The 21,543-nt window shown below is 58.8% G+C and carries 17 protein-coding genes and 2 tRNA genes; 1 reads left to right on the top strand and 18 read right to left on the bottom strand.

Going from position 1 to position 21,543, the window contains the following annotated elements; genetic code table 11:
* Nucleotides 1-14: 14 nt before the first annotated feature.
* The 11 genes from infB to rlmE all read right to left on the bottom strand — a co-directional run bounded on the left by infB (nt 15) and on the right by rlmE (nt 11,166).
* Nucleotides 15-2,537 (bottom strand): translation initiation factor IF-2, encoded by a 2,523-nt coding sequence (infB, locus tag PSEUDOMOFG3G_RS02145; RefSeq protein WP_139049107.1) that lies wholly within the window; start codon nt 2,535-2,537, stop codon nt 15-17.
* A 27-nt stretch (nt 2,538-2,564) separates the two neighbouring features.
* Complete coding sequence (gene nusA, locus PSEUDOMOFG3G_RS02140; RefSeq protein ID WP_047229054.1) at nt 2,565-4,046, bottom strand: transcription termination factor NusA; 1,482 nt, start codon at nt 4,044-4,046, stop codon at nt 2,565-2,567.
* 59 nt (nt 4,047-4,105) lie between these two features.
* Entirely contained in the window at nt 4,106-4,564 is a 459-nt protein-coding gene (gene rimP / locus PSEUDOMOFG3G_RS02135; protein WP_025211790.1) for a ribosome maturation factor RimP, read from the bottom strand.
* 140 nt (nt 4,565-4,704) lie between these two features.
* A tRNA-Met gene (locus tag PSEUDOMOFG3G_RS02130) sits at nt 4,705-4,781 on the bottom strand.
* 97 nt (nt 4,782-4,878) lie between these two features.
* Nucleotides 4,879-4,964 (bottom strand) — tRNA-Leu (locus tag PSEUDOMOFG3G_RS02125).
* A gap of 21 nt (nt 4,965-4,985) precedes the next feature.
* On the bottom strand, nt 4,986-5,369 hold the full coding sequence (gene secG, locus PSEUDOMOFG3G_RS02120) for a preprotein translocase subunit SecG (RefSeq protein ID WP_047229055.1): 384 nt from the start codon (nt 5,367-5,369) through the stop codon (nt 4,986-4,988).
* Between the two features lie 4 nt (nt 5,370-5,373).
* Entirely contained in the window at nt 5,374-6,129 is a 756-nt protein-coding gene (gene tpiA / locus PSEUDOMOFG3G_RS02115; protein WP_047229056.1) for a triose-phosphate isomerase, read from the bottom strand.
* A 66-nt stretch (nt 6,130-6,195) separates the two neighbouring features.
* Nucleotides 6,196-7,533, bottom strand: a complete 1,338-nt coding sequence (glmM, locus tag PSEUDOMOFG3G_RS02110) for a phosphoglucosamine mutase (RefSeq protein ID WP_139049106.1) — start codon at nt 7,531-7,533, stop codon at nt 6,196-6,198.
* Between the two features lie 16 nt (nt 7,534-7,549).
* A complete protein-coding gene (gene folP / locus PSEUDOMOFG3G_RS02105; RefSeq protein WP_139049105.1) occupies nt 7,550-8,401 on the bottom strand; it encodes a dihydropteroate synthase in 852 nt (283 codons plus the stop codon).
* An 8-nt stretch (nt 8,402-8,409) separates the two neighbouring features.
* Nucleotides 8,410-10,323 carry an ATP-dependent zinc metalloprotease FtsH gene (gene ftsH / locus PSEUDOMOFG3G_RS02100; protein ID WP_047229059.1) on the bottom strand — a complete coding sequence of 638 codons (1,914 nt, stop codon included), beginning with the start codon at nt 10,321-10,323 and terminating at the stop codon, nt 8,410-8,412.
* 192 nt (nt 10,324-10,515) lie between these two features.
* Nucleotides 10,516-11,166 (bottom strand): 23S rRNA (uridine(2552)-2'-O)-methyltransferase RlmE, encoded by a 651-nt coding sequence (gene rlmE, locus PSEUDOMOFG3G_RS02095; RefSeq protein ID WP_047229060.1) that lies wholly within the window; start codon nt 11,164-11,166, stop codon nt 10,516-10,518.
* A 107-nt stretch (nt 11,167-11,273) separates the two neighbouring features.
* On the opposite strand from rlmE, the gene PSEUDOMOFG3G_RS02090 reads away from it, so the two are divergent.
* On the top strand, nt 11,274-11,582 hold the full coding sequence (locus PSEUDOMOFG3G_RS02090) for a YhbY family RNA-binding protein (protein ID WP_003177852.1): 309 nt from the start codon (nt 11,274-11,276) through the stop codon (nt 11,580-11,582).
* Nucleotides 11,583-11,592: 10 nt separating this feature from the next.
* Here the strand turns inward: PSEUDOMOFG3G_RS02090 and PSEUDOMOFG3G_RS02085 are convergent, their stop codons facing one another.
* The 7 genes from PSEUDOMOFG3G_RS02085 to dnaK form a co-directional block, all read right to left on the bottom strand.
* Nucleotides 11,593-11,997, bottom strand: a complete 405-nt coding sequence (locus tag PSEUDOMOFG3G_RS02085) for a hypothetical protein (protein WP_047229061.1) — start codon at nt 11,995-11,997, stop codon at nt 11,593-11,595.
* Between the two features lie 28 nt (nt 11,998-12,025).
* On the bottom strand, nt 12,026-12,502 hold the full coding sequence (gene greA / locus PSEUDOMOFG3G_RS02080; RefSeq protein WP_027911987.1) for a transcription elongation factor GreA: 477 nt from the start codon (nt 12,500-12,502) through the stop codon (nt 12,026-12,028).
* A gap of 2 nt (nt 12,503-12,504) precedes the next feature.
* A complete protein-coding gene (carB, locus tag PSEUDOMOFG3G_RS02075) occupies nt 12,505-15,726 on the bottom strand; it encodes a carbamoyl-phosphate synthase large subunit (protein ID WP_047229062.1) in 3,222 nt (1,073 codons plus the stop codon).
* A gap of 105 nt (nt 15,727-15,831) precedes the next feature.
* On the bottom strand, nt 15,832-16,968 hold the full coding sequence (gene carA / locus PSEUDOMOFG3G_RS02070; protein ID WP_047229063.1) for a glutamine-hydrolyzing carbamoyl-phosphate synthase small subunit: 1,137 nt from the start codon (nt 16,966-16,968) through the stop codon (nt 15,832-15,834).
* Nucleotides 16,969-17,262: 294 nt separating this feature from the next.
* Nucleotides 17,263-18,069: a 4-hydroxy-tetrahydrodipicolinate reductase gene (gene dapB / locus PSEUDOMOFG3G_RS02065; protein ID WP_107321860.1), complete on the bottom strand. Its 807-nt coding sequence runs from the start codon at nt 18,067-18,069 to the stop codon at nt 17,263-17,265.
* Nucleotides 18,070-18,078: 9 nt separating this feature from the next.
* Complete coding sequence (dnaJ, locus tag PSEUDOMOFG3G_RS02060; protein WP_047229065.1) at nt 18,079-19,203, bottom strand: molecular chaperone DnaJ; 1,125 nt, start codon at nt 19,201-19,203, stop codon at nt 18,079-18,081.
* A gap of 360 nt (nt 19,204-19,563) precedes the next feature.
* Nucleotides 19,564-21,480 carry a molecular chaperone DnaK gene (dnaK, locus tag PSEUDOMOFG3G_RS02055; RefSeq protein WP_047229066.1) on the bottom strand — a complete coding sequence of 639 codons (1,917 nt, stop codon included), beginning with the start codon at nt 21,478-21,480 and terminating at the stop codon, nt 19,564-19,566.
* Between the last annotated feature and the right edge of the window lie 63 nt (nt 21,481-21,543).

Here is a 21,543-nt window from a genome sequence, read left to right as displayed (position 1 = left end):
TTGAAGTACGCGAGTCAGAGGCTGCGAGCAACCTGGACCTTCTCGAAGACTTCGATCTTGTCGCCGACCTTGACGTCGTTGTAGCTCTTGACGCCAATACCGCATTCCATGCCAGCGCGGACTTCCGAAGCGTCATCCTTGAAGCGGCGCAGGGATTCCAGCTCGCCTTCGAAGATAACGATGTCTTCACGCAGTACACGGATTGGACGGTTACGGTGAACGACACCTTCGATCACCATGCAACCGGCGATCGCGCCGAACTTCGGCGAACGGAACACGTCACGCACTTCAGCGGTACCCAGGATGTTCTCGCGAACATCGCTGCCCAGCATACCGGTCAGGGCTTTCTTGACGTCTTCGATGATGTCGTAGATCACGTTGTAGTAACGCATATCCAGGCCTTCCTGCTCGACGATCTTGCGAGCGCCGGCATCGGCACGCACGTTGAAGCCAAACAGTACAGCGTTGGAGGCCAGTGCCAGGTTGGCGTCGGATTCGGTGATACCACCGACACCGCCACCGACCACACGCACTTGCACTTCGTCGTTACCCAGGCCATTCAAGGCGCCGTTCAACGCTTCCAGCGATCCACGGACGTCGGATTTGAGGACGATGTTGAGCGTCTTCTTCTCTTCCTGGCCCATGTTCTCGAAGATGTTTTCCAGCTTGCCGGCGTGAGCACGAGCCAGTTTGACTTCGCGGAACTTGCCTTGACGGAACAGAGCCACTTCACGGGCTTTCTTCTCGTCAGCCACAACGCTCATCTCGTCGCCAGCGTCCGGAGTGCCGTCCAGGCCGAGGATCTCGACCGGGATAGCAGGACCTGCTTCCTTGATGGGCTTGCCGTTCTCGTCGAGCATGGCGCGCACGCGGCCATAGTTCGAACCGACCAGCACCATGTCGCCCTGGCGCAGGGTACCGTCTTGAACCAGAACGGTCGCAACCGGGCCACGGCCCTTGTCGAGACGCGATTCGACGACCACGCCACGGCCAGGAGCCGAAGGTGTAGCAGTCAGTTCCAGAACCTCGGCTTGCAACAGAACGGCTTCGAGCAGCTCGTCAACGCCAGTACCCATCTTCGCGGAGACCGGTACGAATGGAGTGTCGCCACCCCACTCTTCGGAAGTCACGCCGTGAACCGACAGTTCGCTACGGATGCGATCGAGATCGGCGCCCGGCTTGTCGATCTTGTTCACCGCAACCACTAGAGGGACGCCAGCTGCCTTGGCATGCTGAACGGCTTCGATGGTTTGTGGCATCACGCCGTCGTCCGCTGCGACCACCAGGATCACGATGTCGGTCGCTTTGGCACCACGGGCACGCATTGCGGTAAACGCAGCGTGACCTGGGGTGTCGAGGAACGTCACCATGCCGCGGTCGGTTTCAACGTGGTAGGCGCCGATGTGCTGGGTGATACCACCCGCCTCGCCTGCCGCAACCTTCGCACGACGGATATAGTCGAGCAGGGAGGTTTTACCGTGGTCAACGTGGCCCATTACGGTCACGACCGGAGCACGGGAAACCGCCTCGCCTTCAAACTTCAGGGACTCGGCCAGGGAATCTTCCAGGGCCGTGTCGCTGACCAGGGTCACTTTGTGGCCCAGCTCTTCAGCAACCAGTTGGGCAGTTTCCTGATCCAGTACCTGGTTGATGGTGGCCGGCGTACCCAGCTTGAACATGAACTTGATGATTTCAGCAGCCTTGACCGACATCTGCTGGGCCAGATCGCCCACAGTGATGGTCTCGCCGATTTTCACTTCACGCACGACAGGGCCGGTAGGGCTCTGGAAACCGTGGGCGTTGCGTTTCTTCAGCTTGGCCTTGCCGCGACCGCCACGACGGAAGCCATCGCTTTCTTCGTCGGTGGTACGTGGCGCAACGCGTGGCGCTGGCGCCTTTTCCTTGACCGAAGCACGATGAGGAGCGTTTTTGCGCTCGCCATCGCCACTGCCCCGACGGTTGTCGTCGGCACGTGGTTTGTCCGGACGACGCTGTTCATCGCGCTTGCGGGTATCGGCCGCAGGTGCTGGAGCGGGTGTCGGGACCGGCGCGCTTTCACGCACTGGCTCGGCTGCCGGGACTGGAGCCGCAACGGCTTCGGCCGGAGCGGATTGCGCAGCAGCAGGCTGGCGACGCGCTTCTTCTTCGGCGCGACGCTTGGCTTCTTCTTCAGCCTTCTGACGTGCAGCATTTTCTACTGCGCGACGTTCTTCCAGTTCGCGTTTGCGCTCGGCTTCGATTTCTTCCGGGCTGCGCTGTACGAAGACTTTCTTCTTGCGTACTTCAACGCTGATGCTTTTGCTACCGGCAACACGCAGGGTGCTGGTGGTTTTACGCTGCAGAGTGATCTTGCGCGGTTCTTCCACTTTCGCCTTGTGACTGCTCTTCAAGTGAGTCAGCAGGGACTGCTTCTCACTGTCGGTCACATGTTCCTCGGCGGCGGTGTGCGGCAGACCTGCCTCACGCATCTGCTGCAACAGGCGCTCTACCGGTGTTTTGACCTCATCGGCCAGTTGTTTCACCGTGACTTGCGTCATGCACTTCTCTCCTCAGGCCGCGCCTAATTACTCGAACCAGTGGGCTCGGGCGGCCATGATCAACTTGCCGGCACGATCATCGTCAATGCCGTCGATGTCGAGCAGATCGTCAATAGACTGCTCGGCCAGGTCTTCGCGGGTAATTACGCCGCGCACCGCCAGTTCCATCGCCAAATCCTTGTCCATGCCCTCAAGCGAGAGCAGGTCTTCGGCCGGATGGGCGTCTGCCAGCTTTTCCTCAGTAGCGATGGCTTTGGTCAACAAACGATCCTTGGCCCGAGCGCGAAGCTCGTTGACGATGTCCTCGTCAAAGCCGTCGATGTTGAGCATTTCCTCCACCGGTACGTAGGCAATCTCTTCCAGGCTGGTAAAGCCTTCATCCACCAGCACCTGCGCCAGTTCTTCATCGACTTCAAGCTCTTCGATGAAGTTGCGCAGGATATCGCCGGTTTCAGCTTGCTGCTTAGCCTGGATGTCCGATTCGGTCATCACGTTCAGTGTCCAGCCAGTCAATTGGCTAGCCAGACGCACGTTCTGACCACCGCGACCGATGGCCTGAGCGAGATTGTCTGCGCCAACGGCGATGTCCATTGCATGGGCATCTTCGTCGACGATAATTGCCGCCACTTCAGCAGGCGACATGGCGTTGATCACGAACTGAGCCGGGTTGTCGTCCCACAGGACGATATCCACACGCTCGCCGCCCAACTCGCCGGATACGGCCTGGACACGCGAACCACGCATGCCAATGCAGGCACCTTGCGGGTCGATGCGCTTGTCCTTGGAGCGGACCGCGATCTTGGCACGCGAACCCGGATCACGGGAGGCGGCCATTACTTCGATCAGGCCTTCAGCAATTTCCGGCACTTCGATGCGGAACAACTCGATCAGCATTTCCGGCGCGGTACGCGACAGGATCAGCTGCGGGCCCCGGTTCTCGGTGCGGATTTCCTTGAGCAGCGCACGCAGTCGCACGCCAACCCGGAAAGTTTCGCGAGAAATGATGTCTTCACGAGCCAGCAACGCTTCAGCGTTGTTGCCCAGGTCGACAATCACGTTGTCGCGGGTGACTTTCTTCACGGTGCCGGAGATGATTTCACCCAGGCGCTCGCGATAAGCATCGACGACTTGCGCACGCTCGGCTTCGCGAACTTTCTGCACAATGACCTGCTTGGCGGTCTGCGCAGCAATACGACCGAACTCGATGGATTCGATCTTCTCTTCGACTACATCACCTACCTTGGCGCCAGGATGCGTTTCTGCAACCTTGCTTGGCCAGGTTTCGATAGCCGGATCGTCCAGGTCGGCTTCTTCGACGACCGTCCAGCGACGGAAAGTCTCATAGGCACCGGTGTGGCGATTGATTTCCACACGCAAATCAACTTCGTCTTCAAACCGCTTCTTGGTAGCAGTGGCCAGAGCCAGCTCCAGCGCTTCAAAAATAACGTTAGCCGGTACGCCCTTTTCATTGGATACCGACTCAACAACCAGCAGTACTTCTTTGCTCATCGTACGCCTCGCCTTTCGCAAGCCATTGGATCCGCGGGATCCGCAGTATCTGGCACGTATCAGTCAAAACTGGGAATAATGTTGGCCTTGTCGATCATATCGATCGGCAACAGGAACTCATGGTCTTCTACCTGCACCACGACATCCTGCTCTTCTACACCGCGCAGAAGGCCTTGAAAGTTGCGTCGACCCTCGAAGGGCGAGCGCAGCTTGATCTTCACTTGTTCACCGGCAAACGAAGCGAACTGTTCAAGGGTGAACAGAGGGCGTTCCATGCCAGGCGAGGAAACTTCAAGGGTGTATTCGGAAGTGATTGGATCTTCGACATCCAATACACCGCTGATCTGACGGCTGACGATGGCGCAGTCATCCACCAATACGCCGCCTTCCTTATCGATATAAACGCGCAACAGTGAGTGGCGACCTTGAGCCGAAAACTCAATACCCCAGCATTCATAGCCAAGGGCCACGACCACCGGGGCCAACAAGGCCTGCAACTGTTCTAGCTTGCTCGACACCTGAACCCCCTCGTGCATGTTTGTGCATGCTGTGCAAATAAAAAAAAATGGGCGAATAGCCCATCCCTGAAACGCCGTTGAACAGCGGCGTTATAAAGTGTCCAGCTAACAAAAAGCCCCTTGGAAGGGGCCCCTGAAACTGGTTGCGGGAGCCGGATTTGAACCGACGACCTTCGGGTTATGAGCCCGACGAGCTACCAGACTGCTCCATCCCGCGACAAAGCTGGGGCGGAAGTATACGACCGATCCCTTACAGGGTCAATGTAACCCTTCCACCTACAAGAAAGCCCGCAATCGCGGGCTCTCCTGATAATTGGTACCGAGAAGGGGACTCGAACCCCTACACCCTATGGGCACAACCACCTCAAGGTTGCGTGTCTACCAATTCCACCACCTCGGCAATACAGCGTTTGAAACCTTCTTACTTCTGCTCTTGAGCTGGAGGCACGTCAGTCGCCGGATTGGCCGACTGTTGCTCTTGAAGCACCGGTACATCATCAGAAGCCGGTTGTTGCTTTGGTACTTCCAACACTGCTGGATTTGGCAAACCTACTTGAGTCAGCTCTTGAGCCTTCTCTTTAGCAAAGTAACCTAACCCCAAGCTGGTTATGAAGAAACCGGCGGCAAGTATAGCAGTAAACTTACTAAGAAAGGTAGAGGAACCTTGGCTTCCGAACACAGTATTTGAAGCACCTGCACCGAAAGACGCACCAGCATCCGCACCTTTACCCTGCTGCAGCAATACCAGGGCAACTACACCCAATGCACCCAGCAGATGAAAAACGACTACGACTGTTTCCAGCATTTTTTCAGTTTCCCGCGGCGCGACAGATCGCACCGAACTCATCTGCATTCAGGGACGCTCCACCAATGAGCCCCCCATCGATATCCGGCATGCCGAACAGTTCGACCGCATTGGCCGCCTTCACGCTGCCGCCGTATAGAAGCCGCACACCTCGTGCCACTTCAGAATTCTCTGCCGCCAACTGCGCGCGGATGGCGGCGTGCACATCCTGCGCCTGTTGCGGCGAAGCAGTCAGCCCGGTGCCAATGGCCCAGACCGGCTCGTAAGCAATGACCGCCTTTGCAAAAGCACCGACACCCAGCTCCTCGATGATGCTGCCCAGCTGACGCTCGACAACTTCAAGGGTCTTACCGGCTTCACGCTGCACAAGGGTTTCACCTATGCACAACACCGGAATCAGACCGCAGGCCTGGGCCGCAGCAAACTTGCGGATCAAGGTCTTGTCCTGCTCGCCCATGATCATGCGGCGCTCGGAATGCCCGACCAAAACCAGGGAACAACCTGCATCCACCAGCTGACTCGGCGCAATTTCACCGGTCAACGCGCCCTGCATGGATTCCACCGCGGAATTCTGCGCACCAACCGCAATCGACTTGCCTTTCAAACCATCAACCACTTGATTGATATACAGGCAAGGCGGGAATACCGCGACGTCAACACCGCTTGACAAGGCCAGATGACGAAGGCCTTTGATCAGCTCAGCGACGCTGGCGCGGGTACCGTGCATCTTCCAGTTACCAGCTACCATAGGGCGACGCATGCTGTACCTCGTCGGTCAAAGTGGGCGCAGATGTTACCCAACCGATTGATGACTGGCAAGCCGAATTCAGGCAGAAACTTCACTAACAAGCTTCGCCAGCTCTTCAGCATAACCGCGGACCTGTGCTTCATCCTCGCCTTCGACCATGACCCGCACCAACGGCTCGGTACCAGACTTGCGCAATAGCACGCGCCCACGCCCGGCCATAGCCTGCGTTACGCGCTCGCTGGCTTGCTTGACCGTCGCATGCTCCAGAGGGTTCGCACCACCGCCGAAACGCACATTAATCAGCACCTGCGGGCATTTGCGCAACGCCTGACGCGACTGCGCAAGCCCTTCATTGCGCGCCTTGAGTGCCATCAGCACTTGCAAGGCAGCAATAATCGCATCGCCAGTGGTGGTGTGGTCAAAACAAACAATATGCCCGGAGTTCTCGCCACCGATCACCCAATTGCGCTCCAGCAGCTCCGAGATCACATAGCGATCACCGACGTTGGCCCGCACGAAGGGAATATCCAGGTCCGCCAGGGCCAACTCGAGCCCGAGATTGCTCATCAACGTCCCCACCACACCGCCCTGCAGCTTGCCGCGCCCGTGCAGATCGCGAGCAATGATGAACAGCAATTCATCACCATCGACGACAGTGCCAGTGTGATCAACCATCAGAACCCGGTCACCGTCACCATCAAAGGCAATCCCGAGATCAGCCTGCTCGGCCAGCACGGCCGCTTGCAGCGCCTCGGTATGAGTGGAGCCACAGTTGTGGTTGATGTTCAGCCCGTTAGGCTGGGCGGAGAGCACGACAACCTCTGCTCCCAATTCGCGAAATACGCTTGGCGCGACTTTATAGGTCGCACCATGAGCACAATCGACGACGATTTTCAGACCCGAAAAGCTCGTACCGGTGGGCACGCTGCCTTTGCAAAACTCGATATAACGACCTGACGCATCGTTGATCCGCGACACTTTACCGATCTTGCTCGACTCAACCACAGTCATCGGCGCGTCCAGCAGCTCTTCGATCATCAGCTCGATATCATCCGGCAGCTTGGTACCCTGGCCGGAGAAGAACTTGATGCCGTTGTCATCATGCGGGTTGTGCGAAGCACTGATTACGATACCTGCCTGGGCCTGGAACGTACGCGTCAGGTAGGCAATGGCCGGCGTCGGCATCGGACCGAGCAGCATCACATCGGCGCCCGCCGAAGTCAGGCCGGCCTCGAGCGCCGATTCGAACATGTAGCCGGAAATTCGCGTGTCCTTGCCAACCAGCACTTTGCAGGCGCCCATCTTGCGGAATGCCATACCGGCAGCCCAGCCGAGCTTGAGCATGAAATCAGGGGTAATGGGGTATTCGCCGACCCGACCACGAATACCGTCGGTGCCAAAGTATTTCTTGCTCATAAGTGCTCCGTCATTCTTATTCGGCTGAATCCACTGCTGCGATCATCCGCACAACATCCATCGTTTCGACCACATCATGCACCCGCAATATGCGTGCGCCTTTTGTAATAGCCAGGGCCGCCAGCGCAAGACCGCCGTACAGGCGCTCCCCCACGGGACGACCCAGGGCATTGCCTATCATGCTCTTTCGCGAAACCCCGACCAACAGGGGCCGCCCCAGGGTATGCAAGGCTTCCATATGTTTGAACAGGCTCAGATTGTGAGCCAGCGTCTTGGCAAAGCCGAACCCGGGATCAAGAATGATCCGCTGCGCAGGAATACCTGCGGCGGCACATTGATCCAGGCGCTCCACCAAAAACTCTCCGACTTCCCTGGTCACATCATGATAGTGCGGGTCGTCCTGCATCGTTCCGGGCTCGCCCAGCATATGCATCAGACACACCGGCAACCCCGTAGCCGCTGCGGCATCCAGGGCACCATCGCGCCGCAAGGAGCGAACGTCGTTGATCACCCCCGCTCCAAGCCGTGCAGTCTCACGCATGACCGCGGGCGTGGATGTATCCACCGAGATGATGACATCAAGTTCGCGATGAATGCGCTCGACAATCGGCGCCACCCGCTCCAGCTCTTCGGTGGGCGAGACTGCCCGCGCGCCTGGCCGGGTCGACTCACCGCCGACATCGATCAGCGTTGCGCCGGCGACGACCATCGCCTCGGCATGCCGCAACGCAGCATCAAGCTGACTGAATCGACCGCCATCGGAAAAGGAATCGGGAGTGACATTGAGAATGCCCATGACATGGACATGGGACAAATCAAGAACCCGGTTGCCGCAAGGCAACCGGGTTGAGGACTGAACAGAAGTCATTTCAAGCCTTAAACGTCAGCAGCCGGACCGCCGATCGGTGTCTCCGGACGCTCGCCCTGTACCGCCGGAGGCGTACCGGACGTACCGGTGCCGCCGCCCGACCAGTCACGAGGCTCGCGAGGCTCGCGACCTGCCATGATGTCGTCGATCTGCTCGGCATCAATGGTTTCATACTTCATCAGGGCATCAGCCATGGCGTCGAGCTTGTCACGGTTATCCGTGAGGATCTGCTTGGCGGTGCCATAGCACTGGTCGATGATGCTGCGTACTTCAGAGTCGATCAGCTTTGCCGTCTCGCCAGAGAAGCTTGCGTGCTGGCCACCGCCACCACGACCGAGGAACACTTCACCCTCTTCTTCGGCGTACATCAGTGGGCCCAGTTTTTCGGACAGGCCCCACTTGGTGACCATGTTCCGGGCGATCTGGCTGGCACGCATGATGTCGTTGGACGCGCCGGTGGTTACACCGTCAAAGCCCAGTGTCATTTCTTCGGCAATACGGCCGCCGTAGAGCGAACAGATCTGGCTGATCAGCGCACGCTTGGACAGGCTGTAACGATCTTCTTCCGGCAGGAACATGGTCACACCCAAGGCACGACCGCGCGGGATGATCGAGACCTTGTAGACCGGGTCATGCTCGGGCACCACACGACCAACGATCGCGTGACCCGCCTCGTGATACGCCGTGTTCTGCTTTTCTTTCTCGGACATGACCATGGATTTGCGCTCCGCGCCCATCATGATCTTGTCTTTGGCCAGTTCGAACTCTTTCATCTCAACGACACGCTTGCCGGTACGAGCAGCGAACAGCGACGCCTCGTTGACCAGGTTCGCAAGGTCGGCACCGGAAAAACCCGGTGTACCACGAGCGATCACTGCCGGAGCGACGTCGTCACCCATCGGCACCTTGCGCATATGAACCTTGAGGATCTGTTCGCGACCACGAATGTCCGGCAGCCCCACCACGACCTGGCGGTCGAAACGGCCTGGACGCAACAGCGCAGGATCGAGCACGTCCGGACGGTTGGTGGCGGCAATCACGATGATGCCGTCATTCATTTCGAAACCGTCCATCTCGACCAGCAACTGGTTGAGGGTCTGCTCGCGCTCGTCGTGACCACCACCCATGCCGGCGCCACGATGGCGACCGACAGCGTCGATTTCGTCGATGAAGATGATGCAAGGCGCGTGTTTCTTGGCCTGTTCGAACATGTCACGCACACGACTGGCGCCCACACCGACGAACATTTCCACGAAGTCGGAACCGGAAATCGTGAAGAACGGCACTTTGGCTTCGCCGGCAATCGCTTTGGCCAGCAAGGTTTTACCGGTACCCGGAGGACCAACCATCAGCACGCCGCGCGGGATACGGCCGCCCAGGCGCTGGAACTTGCCCGGATCACGCAGGAATTCAACCAGCTCGCCGACCTCTTCCTTGGCCTCATCGCACCCGGCGACGTCGGCCAGGGTGGTCTTCACCTGGTCTTCAGAGAGCAGTCGGGCCTTGCTTTTGCCGAAACTCATCGGCCCGCCCTTGCCACCGGCACCGCCCTGCATCTGGCGCATGAAGAACATGAACACCGCGATGATCACCAGGATCGGGAAGCTGGCCACCAGAAGCTGGGTCCAGATGCTCTGCTGCTCAGGCTGCTTGCCTTCGACCACGACATGATTGTCCACCAGGTCGCCGATCAGGCCGTTGTCCTGAATCGCCGGACGAATGGTCTTGAAGCTGTCGCCATCGGTGCGCTTGCCGGTAATCACATAACCATCGACGGCAACGCGCTCGACCTTGCCATCCTTGACTTGCTGGATGAAGTCGGAATAGTTGAGGGTCTGCGGCTCGTTAGGGCTGGAGAAGTTGTTCATCACGGTCACAAGGACAGCGGCGATGATCAACCACAGGATCAGATTCTTTGCCATATCGTTCAATTAACTACCCTCTGAAGCAAGCTCCGCTACTGGCGCGCGCTTCGCATGATATTCACCGGCCTAACTTACTACATTACCTACGACTCTGGCAGGCGCCGTCTGTAACCCTTTGTGAAACTCTGACCGCGTAATTTTCGTAACACGGCTCTTGCAAGGCGAGACAAAAAAAACTATCGGCCTTTATCAAAGACGCTCATCACTGGCTGCGCCTTCAATTCCCCGGAAGCCCCGCGCCAGCAGATACTGCTCACGAGAGCGATCGCGCGACGACAATGGCTTGCGCATCTGCACTTTGTCGAACAGCTTGCGCATCCCCTTGTGGTACTCATCAAAACCTTCACCCTGGAAGACCTTGATCAAAAAATCACCACCTGGGCGCAACACCCGCCCGGCAAGATCCAGGGCCAGCTCGCTGAGGAACATTGCTCGAGGCATGTCGACAGCCGCCAATCCACTCATATTGGGGGCCATATCGGAAATCACAAGGTCAACCTGCGTATTTCCGACAGCCTCGAGAATCTGCGCCAGCACGGCGTCTTCGGTGAAATCGCCCTGGATGAAGGTCACGTCGGGGATGCTGTCCATTTCCAGGATGTCGGAAGCAATCAATCGCCCCTGACCGCCGATCAGACGACTGGTCACCTGAGACCACCCCCCCGGCGCGGCGCCAAGGTCGATCACGGTCATGCCAGGGCGGATCAGACGATCCTTTTCCTGGATTTCGAGCAATTTATAGCTGGCACGAGAACGATAGCCGTCTTTTTGCGCCATTTTGACGTACGGATCGTTGAAATGCTCTCTGAGCCAGTTCTGGCTAGTCTTGGAACGGGCCACGGGCCACCTCTAAAAAATAAAACGGGTCGTGATTAACTGGGCGGTCCCGGACTCGCTCGGGTAAACTGGCCGCCGCTTTTTACAAGATCAGACGCAGGGGTCAGATTATGCCGCTCACTCAAGAGCAGAAGAAACAATACAAATCCATTGGCCACCATCTGAAACCGGTTTTGACTGTGGCTGACAACGGTTTGACTGAAGGTGTTCTAGCTGAGCTGGAACGCGCCTTGGGCGATCATGAGCTTATCAAGATCAAGCTCAATATTCTCGATCGCGAAGCCCGCCTGGCTGCCGTTGCCGAACTGTGCAAGACCGGCAAGGCAGACCTGGTGCAGGTCATCGGCAAGATGGCACTGATTTATCGCAAGAATTTCAGCGTCAACAAGCAACTGTCGAACGTTCACCGCTTCAAGTAATGCCAAAGGGTCAAGGGTGTGCTTCGCGCACCCTGCTGCTCCATCCGGGTACCGGTTGCAACACCAGCACCAACCCGGAAAAACCCAGCACCAGGTAGCTGAATACCTGCCACAGGCTCGCATCCGGCCAGCCGAGACGTACAGCAAGAAACATCCCGCACGCATACAACGACATGAGCAGCAACTGCCCACGAATGTCGCGCCATAGACTGTCAAGGCCCTCGGCCTGAACCAGCACCAAAGCCTGAAACACTACGCATGCCGAGGAAAAACCCACCAGAAGCGACGTCAGCATAGCTGCGATTTCATCGATGAGCAGCGGTGCCAGGCCGATTCGACCCAGCACCGGCAGCAAACCGACGTGCAACAACCAGACGCCGCCCACCCACAACATCTGGGTGAGCTGCCAGATCATGGCGCCGGCTCGCAGCGGACGCCTTCGCTCAGATGTGACGGACTTCGACAATCTCATACTCGATGACACCACCCGGCGTCTTCACAACCACTACATCGCCCTCTTCCTTGGCAATCAAGGCACGAGCAATGGGGGAGCCGACGGAAATCTTGCCAAGCTTGATGTCCGCCTCGTCCTCACCAACGATCTGGTAAGTGACGCTTTCATCAGTCTCAACGTTGGCGATTTCCACTGTGGTGCCGAAAATGACCTTGCCAGTGTGCGGGATCGTCGTGACATCGATGATCACGGCATTCTGCATGCGACCTTCGATATCACGGACTCGCGCCTCGACCATACCCTGCTCCTCGCGGGCAGCGTGGTATTCGGCGTTTTCCTTGAGATCGCCCAGCTCACGCGCTTCGCCAATCGCCTGGCTCAAGCGCGGACGCTCGACCTTGGTCAGGAAAGCGTGTTCTTCTTCCAGGGCCTTCGCGCCCTGAACCGTCATCGGGTACTTGGTTATGCTCATGCCTTCAATCCTGCATGTAGATCCTGCAAGCGACGCACGGTCTTCTCGGGACCGAACTTGAGCGCTTCGCAGATAGCTTCGCCCGCAGCAATGGTCGTGGTGCAGTAGATCTTGTGCTGCAGCGCGTTGCGACGAATGGAATACGAATCGGCGATCGACTGGCGACCTTCGGTGGTGTTGATGATCAGCGTGACTTCGTCATTCTTGATCATGTCGACCACGTGCGGACGCCCCTCGGTCACCTTGTTCACGCGGCGCACCTTCAAGCCAGCCGCCTCGATCAGCTTGGCGGTACCGGCTGTGGCGACCACTTCGAAGCCCAAGTTGATCAGATCACGGGCCACGCCTGCAACCAGCGGCTTGTCGTCATCACGCACGCTGATGAACGCCGTGCCGCCAGTTGGCAGAACTTCGCTGGCGCCCATCTGGGCCTTGGCAAAAGCTTCGCCGAAGGTATCGCCCACGCCCATGACTTCGCCGGTGGACTTCATTTCAGGGCCGAGGATCGGGTCCACACCAGGGAACTTGGCGAACGGGAACACCGCTTCTTTGACGCTGTAGAAGTTCGGAATGATTTCCTTGGTGAAGTTCAGCTCTTTCAGGGTCTTACCGGCCATGACCCGTGCAGCGATCATCGCCAGGGACACACCGATGCACTTGGAGACGAACGGTACGGTACGGGACGCGCGCGGGTTGACTTCGATGACGTAGATGTCCTCGCCCTGCAGGGCCAGTTGCACGTTCATCAGGCCGACCACGCCCAGCTCCAGGGCCATTTTCTTGACCTGCTCGCGCATTTCGTCCTGGATGTGGGCCGGCAACGAATAAGGCGGCAGCGAACAAGCGGAGTCACCGGAGTGAACACCGGCCTGCTCGATGTGCTGCATGATCGCGCCGATCACCACGTCCTTGCCGTCACAGACCGCATCCACGTCCATTTCGATGGCGCAGTTGAGGAAGTGGTCCAGCAGCACCGGGCTGTCGTTGGACACCTGAACCGCTTCGCGCAGGTAGCGCTTGAGTTCGTCTTCCTGGTAAACGATTTCCATCGCCCGACCGCCCAGTACATAGGACGGCCGCACCACCAGCGGGTAACCGATCTTGGCGGCGGCGCGAATCGCTTCGTCTTCGCTGCGCACGGTAGCGTTAGGCGGCTGACGCAGGTTCAGACGCTCAACCATCTGCTGGAAGCGCTCACGGTCTTCGGCGCGGTCGATGGCATCCGGGCTGGTCCCGATGATCGGCACACCGGCCGCTTCAAGGGCACGCGCCAGTTTCAGAGGGGTCTGGCCACCGTACTGGACGATCACGCCTTTTGGCTTCTCGACACGGACGATTTCCAGCACGTCTTCCAGGGTCACTGGTTCGAAATACAGGCGATCAGAGGTGTCGTAGTCGGTGGACACGGTTTCCGGGTTGCAGTTGACCATGATGGTCTCGTACCCGTCGTCGCGCAGGGCCAGTGCCGCGTGCACGCAGCAGTAGTCGAACTCGATGCCTTGGCCGATCCGGTTAGGACCGCCACCCAGGATCATGATCTTGTCACGCGTCGACGGCGCGGCTTCACACTCTTCCTCGTACGTGGAGTACAGGTAAGCAGTGTCGGTGGCGAATTCGGCGGCGCAAGTGTCCACGCGCTTGTAGACCGGGAACACTTCAAGCTTGTGACGATGACTGCGCAGGCTCTTCTCGGTCACACCCAGCAGTTTTGCCAGGCGCATGTCGGAGAAGCCCTTGCGCTTGAGGCGGAACATCGTGTCGTGGTCAATGCTGGACATGCCCAGGGTCTTGACCTTCTCTTCTTCCTTGATCAGATCTTCGATCTGCACCAGGAACCAAGGGTCGATCATGTTCATGCCGAAGATCTGCTCGACGGTCATGCCGGCACGGAAGGCGTCCGCCACGTACCAGATCCGCTCGGCGCCCGGCACGGTCAGCTCACGCTTGAGCTCGCTCATGGCGTCCGGGTGGCTCAGGTCCAGCTTCGGATCGAGGCCGCAAACACCTACTTCCAGACCGCGAAGAGCCTTCTGCAGGGATTCCTGGAAGGTCCGGCCGATGGCCATGACTTCACCGACCGACTTCATCTGAGTGGTCAGGCGGGCGTCGGCCTTGGCGAATTTCTCGAAGGCGAAACGTGGCAGCTTGGTGACGACGTAGTCGATGGACGGCTCGAAAGACGCCGGGGTCTTGCCACCGGTGATGTCGTTCGACAGTTCGTCCAGGGTGTAACCCACAGCCAGTTTGGCCGCGACCTTGGCGATCGGGAAGCCGGTGGCTTTCGAGGCCAGGGCCGAGGAACGGGATACCCGCGGGTTCATCTCGATGACCACCATGCGACCGGTGTTCGGGCAGATGCCGAACTGGACGTTGGAGCCGCCGGTTTCCACGCCGATCTCGCGCAGTACCGCCAGGGAGGCGTTACGCAGGATCTGGTATTCCTTGTCAGTCAGCGTCTGGGCGGGTGCGACGGTGATGGAGTCACCGGTGTGCACACCCATCGGGTCGAAGTTTTCGATGGAGCAGACGATGATGCAGTTGTCCTTCTTGTCGCGGACAACTTCCATTTCATATTCTTTCCAGCCGATCAGGGATTCGTCGATCAGCAGCTCTTTGGTCGGCGACAGATCCAGACCACGGGCACAGATTTCTTCGAATTCTTCACGGTTGTAAGCGATGCCGCCACCGGTGCCGCCCATGGTGAAGGACGGACGGATGATGCACGGGAAGCCGAGGCGTTCCAGGACGGCGTTGGCTTCTTCCATGCTGTGGGCGATGCCCGAGCGTGGGCAGTCCAGGCCGATGGATTTCATCGCCTTGTCGAAGCGCGAACGGTCTTCGGCCTTGTCGATGGTGTCGGCGTTGGCGCCAATCATTTCCACACCGAACTTCTCCAGGACGCCTTCACGTTCCAGGTCCAGGGCGCAGTTCAATGCAGTCTGGCCACCCATGGTCGGCAGCAGTGCGTCCGGGCGCTCCTTCTCGATGATCTTGGCAACGGTCTGCCACTTGATCGGCTCGATGTAGGTGGCGTCGGCCATGGCCGGGTCGGTCATGATGGTGGCCGGGTTGGAGTTCACCAGGATGACGCGATAGCCCTCTTCGCGCAGGGCTTTACAGGCCTGGGCGCCGGAGTAGTCGAATTCGCAGGCCTGGCCGATCACGATCGGGCCAGCGCCGAGAATCAGGATGCTTTTTATGTCTGTACGTTTTGGCATGGGTTTGTCACTCAAATCCGCAGGTCAGTCGGCTAGGCCGTCGAACAATCTTTGCAGCGCCCAAGGGGACCACCGGTTTCGGGGCCGCCCTCAGGCTTCACGCGGTCAGCGTCGCTTGGCCATCTCGGTGATGAAGCGATCGAACAGCGGCGCTACATCGTTCGGGCCAGGGCTCGCTTCAGGGTGGCCCTGGAAGCTGAATGCGCTCTTGTCGGTACGCTCGATGCCTTGCAGCGTGCCGTCGAACAGCGACTTGTGGATCGCCCGCACGTTTGCCGGCAGGGTCGCCTCATCCACCGCAAAGCCGTGGTTCTGACTGGTGATCATCACCACGCCAGTATCCAGGTCCTGGACCGGGTGGTTGGCGCCGTGGTGGCCGTGACCCATCTTCAAGGTCTTGGCGCCCGAAGCGAGGGCCAGCAACTGATGACCGAGGCAGATGCCGAACACCGGGATCTCGGTTTCCAGCACGTCCTTGATCGCCTGGATAGCGTAGTCGCAAGGCTCGGGGTCACCCGGGCCGTTGGACAGGAACACGCCGTCAGGATTGAGGGCCAGGACATCTGCCGCCGGGGTTTGCGCCGGCACCACGGTCACGCGGCAACCACGCTCCACGAGCATGCGCAGGATGTTCAGCTTGACGCCGTAGTCGTACGCAACCACGTGGTACGGCAGCTCGGAAGCCTCGATCGTCGCGTGGCTGTCGGTTTTCAAGTCCCAGACCGTGGAACGCCACTCATACTGCTTCTTGGTGCTGACGACTTTCGCCAGATCCATGCCTTTAAGGCCAGGGAAGCCCTGGGCAGCGGCGATGGCGGCTTCTTCGGTGATGTTGTCACCGGCCATGATGCAGCCGTTCTGCGCGCCCTTCTCGCGGAGGATGCGGGTCAGGCGACGGGTGTCGATACCGGCGATTGCCACAACGTTGTTGGCTTTCAGGTAGTCGGACAGGGACATGGTGTTACGCCAGTTGCTCGCTACCAGCGGCAGATCACGGATGACCAGGCCAGCGGACCAGACACGATCGGACTCGGCATCTTGCGGCGTGGTGCCGGTGTTGCCGATGTGCGGGTAAGTCAAAGTAACGATTTGCTGGGCGTAGGAAGGATCGGTAAGAATTTCCTGATAGCCGGTCATTGCGGTGTTAAACACCACCTCACCAACGGTCTGGCCGTCGGCTCCAATGGCTTCGCCGCGAAAAATGCTGCCATCAGCAAGGGCGAGTATGGCTGGCTTAGTCAAGAAGACCTCCCGTAAATAAAGCCTGAAAGGGCGATCGCAGGTTGTAAAAAAGCGGAGTGACGTATGGACACGTCACCCCGCTTGTTCACTGAATTATTCTGCGCGCTTTTAGTGGACACACTAAAGCTGTAGCTTACAGAAAAAGGCTTTTTTGGTCCACCGCTAATGAGCCTTAAAGGCAGGGGAATGCGACAGGTCGTCGCGAGGCGGTGTAAAACGGGGCTCAGTATAACCTGAACCCCGCTTTCTGGCGCTGCGTCTGGCAAAAGGTTTGCCAGACAGCACACCGAAACATCAACGCAGGTCGAGAACATCCTGCATGTCGTACAGACCAGCCGGGCGGCCATCCAGCCACAACGCGGCACGCACCGCACCCTTGGCGAAGGTCATGCGGCTTGACGCCTTGTGAGTGATCTCCAGACGCTCGCCCTCTGTGGCGAACAGCACGGTGTGATCCCCCACCACATCACCACCACGAACCGTGGCGAAACCGATGGTGTCGCGCTCACGGGCACCGGTATGCCCTTCGCGTCCGTAGACGGCCACCTTCTGCAGATCGCGACCCAAGGTATCGGCAATCACTTCGCCCATGCGCAGGGCCGTGCCCGAAGGCGCGTCGATCTTGTGCCGGTGGTGAGCCTCGATGATTTCGATATCCGCATCGTCACCCAGAACCCGAGCCGTCATCTCCAGCAGCTTCAACGACAGATTCACACCCACGCTGAAGTTCGCCGCAAAAACGATCGGAATATCGTTGCCAGCCTCGGCCAGTAACTGCTTTTGCGCAGCATCCAGCCCGGTCGTGCCAATGACCATGGCCTTGCCATGCTTGCGGCAAATGGCCAGATTTTTCAGCATCACTTGCGGCAGGGTGAAATCGATCAGGACATCGAACTCATCCAAGACCTTTTCCAGGCCACCGGACATCGGCACCCCGATACGCCCCAGGGAGGCCAGCTCGCCCGCATCAGCACCGACCAGCGTACTGTCGGGCCGGACGATAGCGGCTGTCAGACCCGAGAGCGGCGAGCGCTGCTGCACCGCCTCGACCAACGCCTTGCCCATGCGCCCGGCAGCGCCCATCACAGCTATACGTCGCATGCGAGCTCCTTACAGATCGCCGAAGAAGCGCTTCACGCCTTCGAACCAACCGGTGGTTTTCGGGGAGTGGCTGTTATCGTCCGCCAGCGAGCTGCGGAACTCTTCCAGCAATTCGCGCTGACGCCGACTCAGATTGACCGGAGTCTCCACCGCAACACGGCACATCAGGTCACCCGCACCGCCGCCACGTACCGGCGCAACACCCTTGCCGCGAATCCGGAATTGCTTGCCGGTTTGCGTGCCCTCGGGGATTTTCAGCTTCACGCGACCATCGAGGGTCGGGATCTCAAGCTCACCGCCCAAGGCCGCATCGACGAAACTGATCGGCACCTCGCAGAACAGATGCTTGCCGTCGCGCTGGAAGATCGCGTGCTCACGCACGTTGATGACCACGTACAGGTCGCCAGTCGGACCGCCCTGGGCACCCGCCTCGCCTTCGCCAGACAAACGGATGCGGTCACCAGTATCGACACCGGCCGGCACTTTCACCGACAGCGTCTTGTACTCTTCGACGCGCCCTTCGCCGTGGCAGGAATCGCACGGATCGGAAATGATCTTGCCCTGGCCATGGCAACGCGGACAGGTCTGCTGCACAGAGAAGAAACCCTGTTGCATGCGCACCTGACCGATGCCGCCGCAAGTCGGACAGGTGACGGGCGAGGAGCCCTTCTTGGCGCCCGACCCGTCACACGGCTTGCAATTGACCAGCGTGGGAACGCGGATGTTGACGGTGGTACCGCGCACCGCCTCTTCCAGGTTCAACTCCAGCGTGTAGCGCAAATCGCTGCCGCGCTGGGCGCCGCCACGAGCACCACCGCGACCGCCACCGAAGAAGTCGCTGAACACGTCGCCAAAAATATCGGAGAAGTTCTGCCCGCCAAAACCGGCACCGCCGCCGCCCATGCTCGGGTCGACACCGGCATGACCGTACTGGTCGTAAGCCGCACGCTTGCTGGAATCGGACAGTACTTCGTAAGCCTCATTGGCTTCCTTGAACAACTCTTCCGACGCTTTGTCGTCGGGATTACGGTCCGGGTGGTGCTTCATTGCCAGACGACGGTAGGCCTTTTTCAGGTCCGCGTCGCTTGAACCACGCTCGACACCCAATACTTCGTAATAGTCACGCTTTGCCATTAGTCTTTGCACTCTTATAGGACGTCCGGCAAACCTCTCCTGAACCTTGCCAAACTCGTTGAGCCCCAATACAGGCCCGGACCCAACTCACGTCAATTCAACGATCCTGGTCTTGGGCCTTGAACGAAAAGTGCGACTTTCCGTACAAACCCACATCTTTCAGCCAGGGAACCGGCCAAAACGCGGCGTCTCTCGCTCGGAAAGCAGGAGCATTCCCGATCACGCCGCCAGCATCCGAACGCTGTCGCATGCTGTAAAAATTCACTGACTCCAGACACGCCAACGCGGGAGCAAGCTCCCGCGCGGCGACATCCTACCAGTCACCGCACAAATGCAGTCAACCGGCCGACCAACAAGCGATTACTTGTGGTCTTTCACTTCTTCGAACTCGGCATCAACGACATCATCGGCTTTTTCGGCCGACTCGCCTTGCTGCGCTGCGCCTTCAGCCGGCTGAGCCTGCTCGGCGTACATCTTCTGAGCCACTGGAGCGGAGACCTTGGACAGTTCTTCGATCTTCGCCTCGATGGCCGCCTTGTCGTCACCTTTGACAGCCGCTTCAAGAGCAACCACAGCTGCCTCGATGGCAGTTTTCTCTTCAGCGGTCACTTTATCGCCAGCATCAGCGACCATCTTGCGAGTCGAGTGCACCAGGGCATCACCCTGGTTGCGGGCACTGGCCAGCTCTTCGAACTTGCGGTCTTCTTCGGCGTTGACTTCAGCATCGCGAACCATCTGCTGAATTTCTTCCTCGGACAGACCGGAGTTGGCCTTGATCACGATCGACTGGGTCTTGCCGGTGGCCTTGTCTTTCGCACCAACGTGCAGGATGCCGTTGGCGTCGATGTCGAAGGTCACTTCGATTTGTGGCACGCCACGTGGAGCTGGCGGAATCTCGGCCAGGTCGAACTTGCCCAGGGACTTGTTCTGCGCGGCTTGCTTGCGCTCACCCTGCAGCACGTGAATGGTCACGGCGTTCTGGTTGTCATCGGCGGTCGAGAACACTTGGGATTTCTTGGTAGGAATCGTAGTGTTTTTCTCGATCAGCGCAGTCATCACGCCACCCATGGTTTCGATACCCAGGGTCAGCGGGCTGACGTCGAGCAGCAGAACGTCTTTCACGTCACCGGCCAGAACAGCACCCTGGATGGCGGCACCCATGGCAACGGCTTCGTCCGGGTTCACGTCTTTACGCGCTTCTTTACCGAAGAAATCGGTTACCAGCTTCTGAACCAGCGGCATACGGGTCTGGCCGCCGACCAGGATCACGTCGTTGATCGAGCCAACGTCGATACCGGCGTCCTTCATTGCAATGCGGCAAGGTTCGATGGTGCGCTGAACCAGGTCTTCCACCAGCGCTTCGAGCTTGGCGCGGGAGATTTTCACGTTCAGGTGCTTCGGCCCCGTGGCATCTGCAGTGATGTACGGCAGGTTCACGTCGGTCGACTGGCTCGAGGACAGCTCGATCTTGGCTTTTTCGGCAGCTTCTTTCAGACGCTGCATGGCCAGCGGGTCACCCTTGAGGTTCATGCCGCTTTCTTTCTTGAATTCGTCGACGAGGTAGTCGATCAGACGAATGTCGAAGTCCTCACCACCGAGGAAGGTGTCACCGTTGGTGGCCAGTACTTCGAACTGGTGCTCACCATCGACTTCAGCGATCTCGATCACGGAGACGTCGAAGGTACCGCCACCCAGGTCATAAACGATCACGGTGTGATCGCCCTTGGCCTTGTCCATACCGTAAGCCAGAGCGGCCGCGGTTGGTTCGTTGATGATGCGCTTGACGTCCAGGCCCGCGATGCGGCCGGCGTCTTTGGTCGCCTGACGCTGGCTGTCGTTGAAGTAGGCCGGAACAGTGATGACCGCTTCGGTCACCGCTTCGCCGAGATAGTCTTCGGCGGTTTTCTTCATTTTCTTCAGGATTTCCGCCGAGATCTGTGGCGGCGCCATTTTCTGGCCGTTCACTTCAACCCAGGCGTCGCCGTTGTCAGCCTTGGCGATTTTGTAAGGCACCATCTTGATGTCTTTCTGAACGACTTCTTCGTCGAACTTGCGACCGATCAGACGCTTCACCGCGTAGAGGGTGTTATGCGGATTGGTCACTGCCTGACGCTTGGCCGACTGGCCAACCAGAATTTCGCCATCGTTGGCGTACGCGATGATCGACGGCGTAGTACGCGCGCCCTCAGCGTTTTCAATTACTTTGGCCTTGCCGTTTTCCAGCACGGAGACGCACGAGTTGGTGGTCCCCAGGTCGATACCGATAATCTTGCCCATGTTAACTCTCCCGGAACTTGGATTTTGTTGCCGCAGCAGTGGTGGCTAACTGCGGTAGCACTT

The organism is Pseudomonas sp. FG-3G, from assembly GCF_901007645.1.
In the GTDB taxonomy this organism is placed as follows: Bacteria; Pseudomonadota; Gammaproteobacteria; order Pseudomonadales; family Pseudomonadaceae; genus Aquipseudomonas; species Aquipseudomonas rhizophila.
Note: the sequence above shows the minus strand (reverse complement) of the source record. Positions and strands in the feature narration are given on the sequence as shown.

Coding starts and splice junctions, on each gene's coding strand:
- dnaJ (WP_047229065.1), bottom strand. CDS start 19,203: ATGGCAAAGCGTGACTATTACGAAGTATTGGGTGTCGAGCGTGGTTCA.
- tpiA (WP_047229056.1), bottom strand. CDS start 6,129: ATGCGTCGCCCTATGGTAGCTGGTAACTGGAAGATGCACGGTACCCGC.
- dnaK (WP_047229066.1), bottom strand. CDS start 21,480: ATGGGCAAGATTATCGGTATCGACCTGGGGACCACCAACTCGTGCGTC.
- glmM (WP_139049106.1), bottom strand. CDS start 7,533: ATGAGCAAGAAATACTTTGGCACCGACGGTATTCGTGGTCGGGTCGGC.
- nusA (WP_047229054.1), bottom strand. CDS start 4,046: ATGAGCAAAGAAGTACTGCTGGTTGTTGAGTCGGTATCCAATGAAAAG.
- ftsH (WP_047229059.1), bottom strand. CDS start 10,323: ATGGCAAAGAATCTGATCCTGTGGTTGATCATCGCCGCTGTCCTTGTG.
- infB (WP_139049107.1), bottom strand. CDS start 2,537: ATGACGCAAGTCACGGTGAAACAACTGGCCGATGAGGTCAAAACACCG.
- folP (WP_139049105.1), bottom strand. CDS start 8,401: ATGACTTCTGTTCAGTCCTCAACCCGGTTGCCTTGCGGCAACCGGGTT.
- dapB (WP_107321860.1), bottom strand. CDS start 18,069: ATGCGACGTATAGCTGTGATGGGCGCTGCCGGGCGCATGGGCAAGGCG.
- secG (WP_047229055.1), bottom strand. CDS start 5,369: ATGCTGGAAACAGTCGTAGTCGTTTTTCATCTGCTGGGTGCATTGGGT.
- PSEUDOMOFG3G_RS02085 (WP_047229061.1), bottom strand. CDS start 11,997: ATGATCTGGCAGCTCACCCAGATGTTGTGGGTGGGCGGCGTCTGGTTG.
- PSEUDOMOFG3G_RS02090 (WP_003177852.1), top strand. CDS start 11,274: ATGCCGCTCACTCAAGAGCAGAAGAAACAATACAAATCCATTGGCCAC.
- carB (WP_047229062.1), bottom strand. CDS start 15,726: ATGCCAAAACGTACAGACATAAAAAGCATCCTGATTCTCGGCGCTGGC.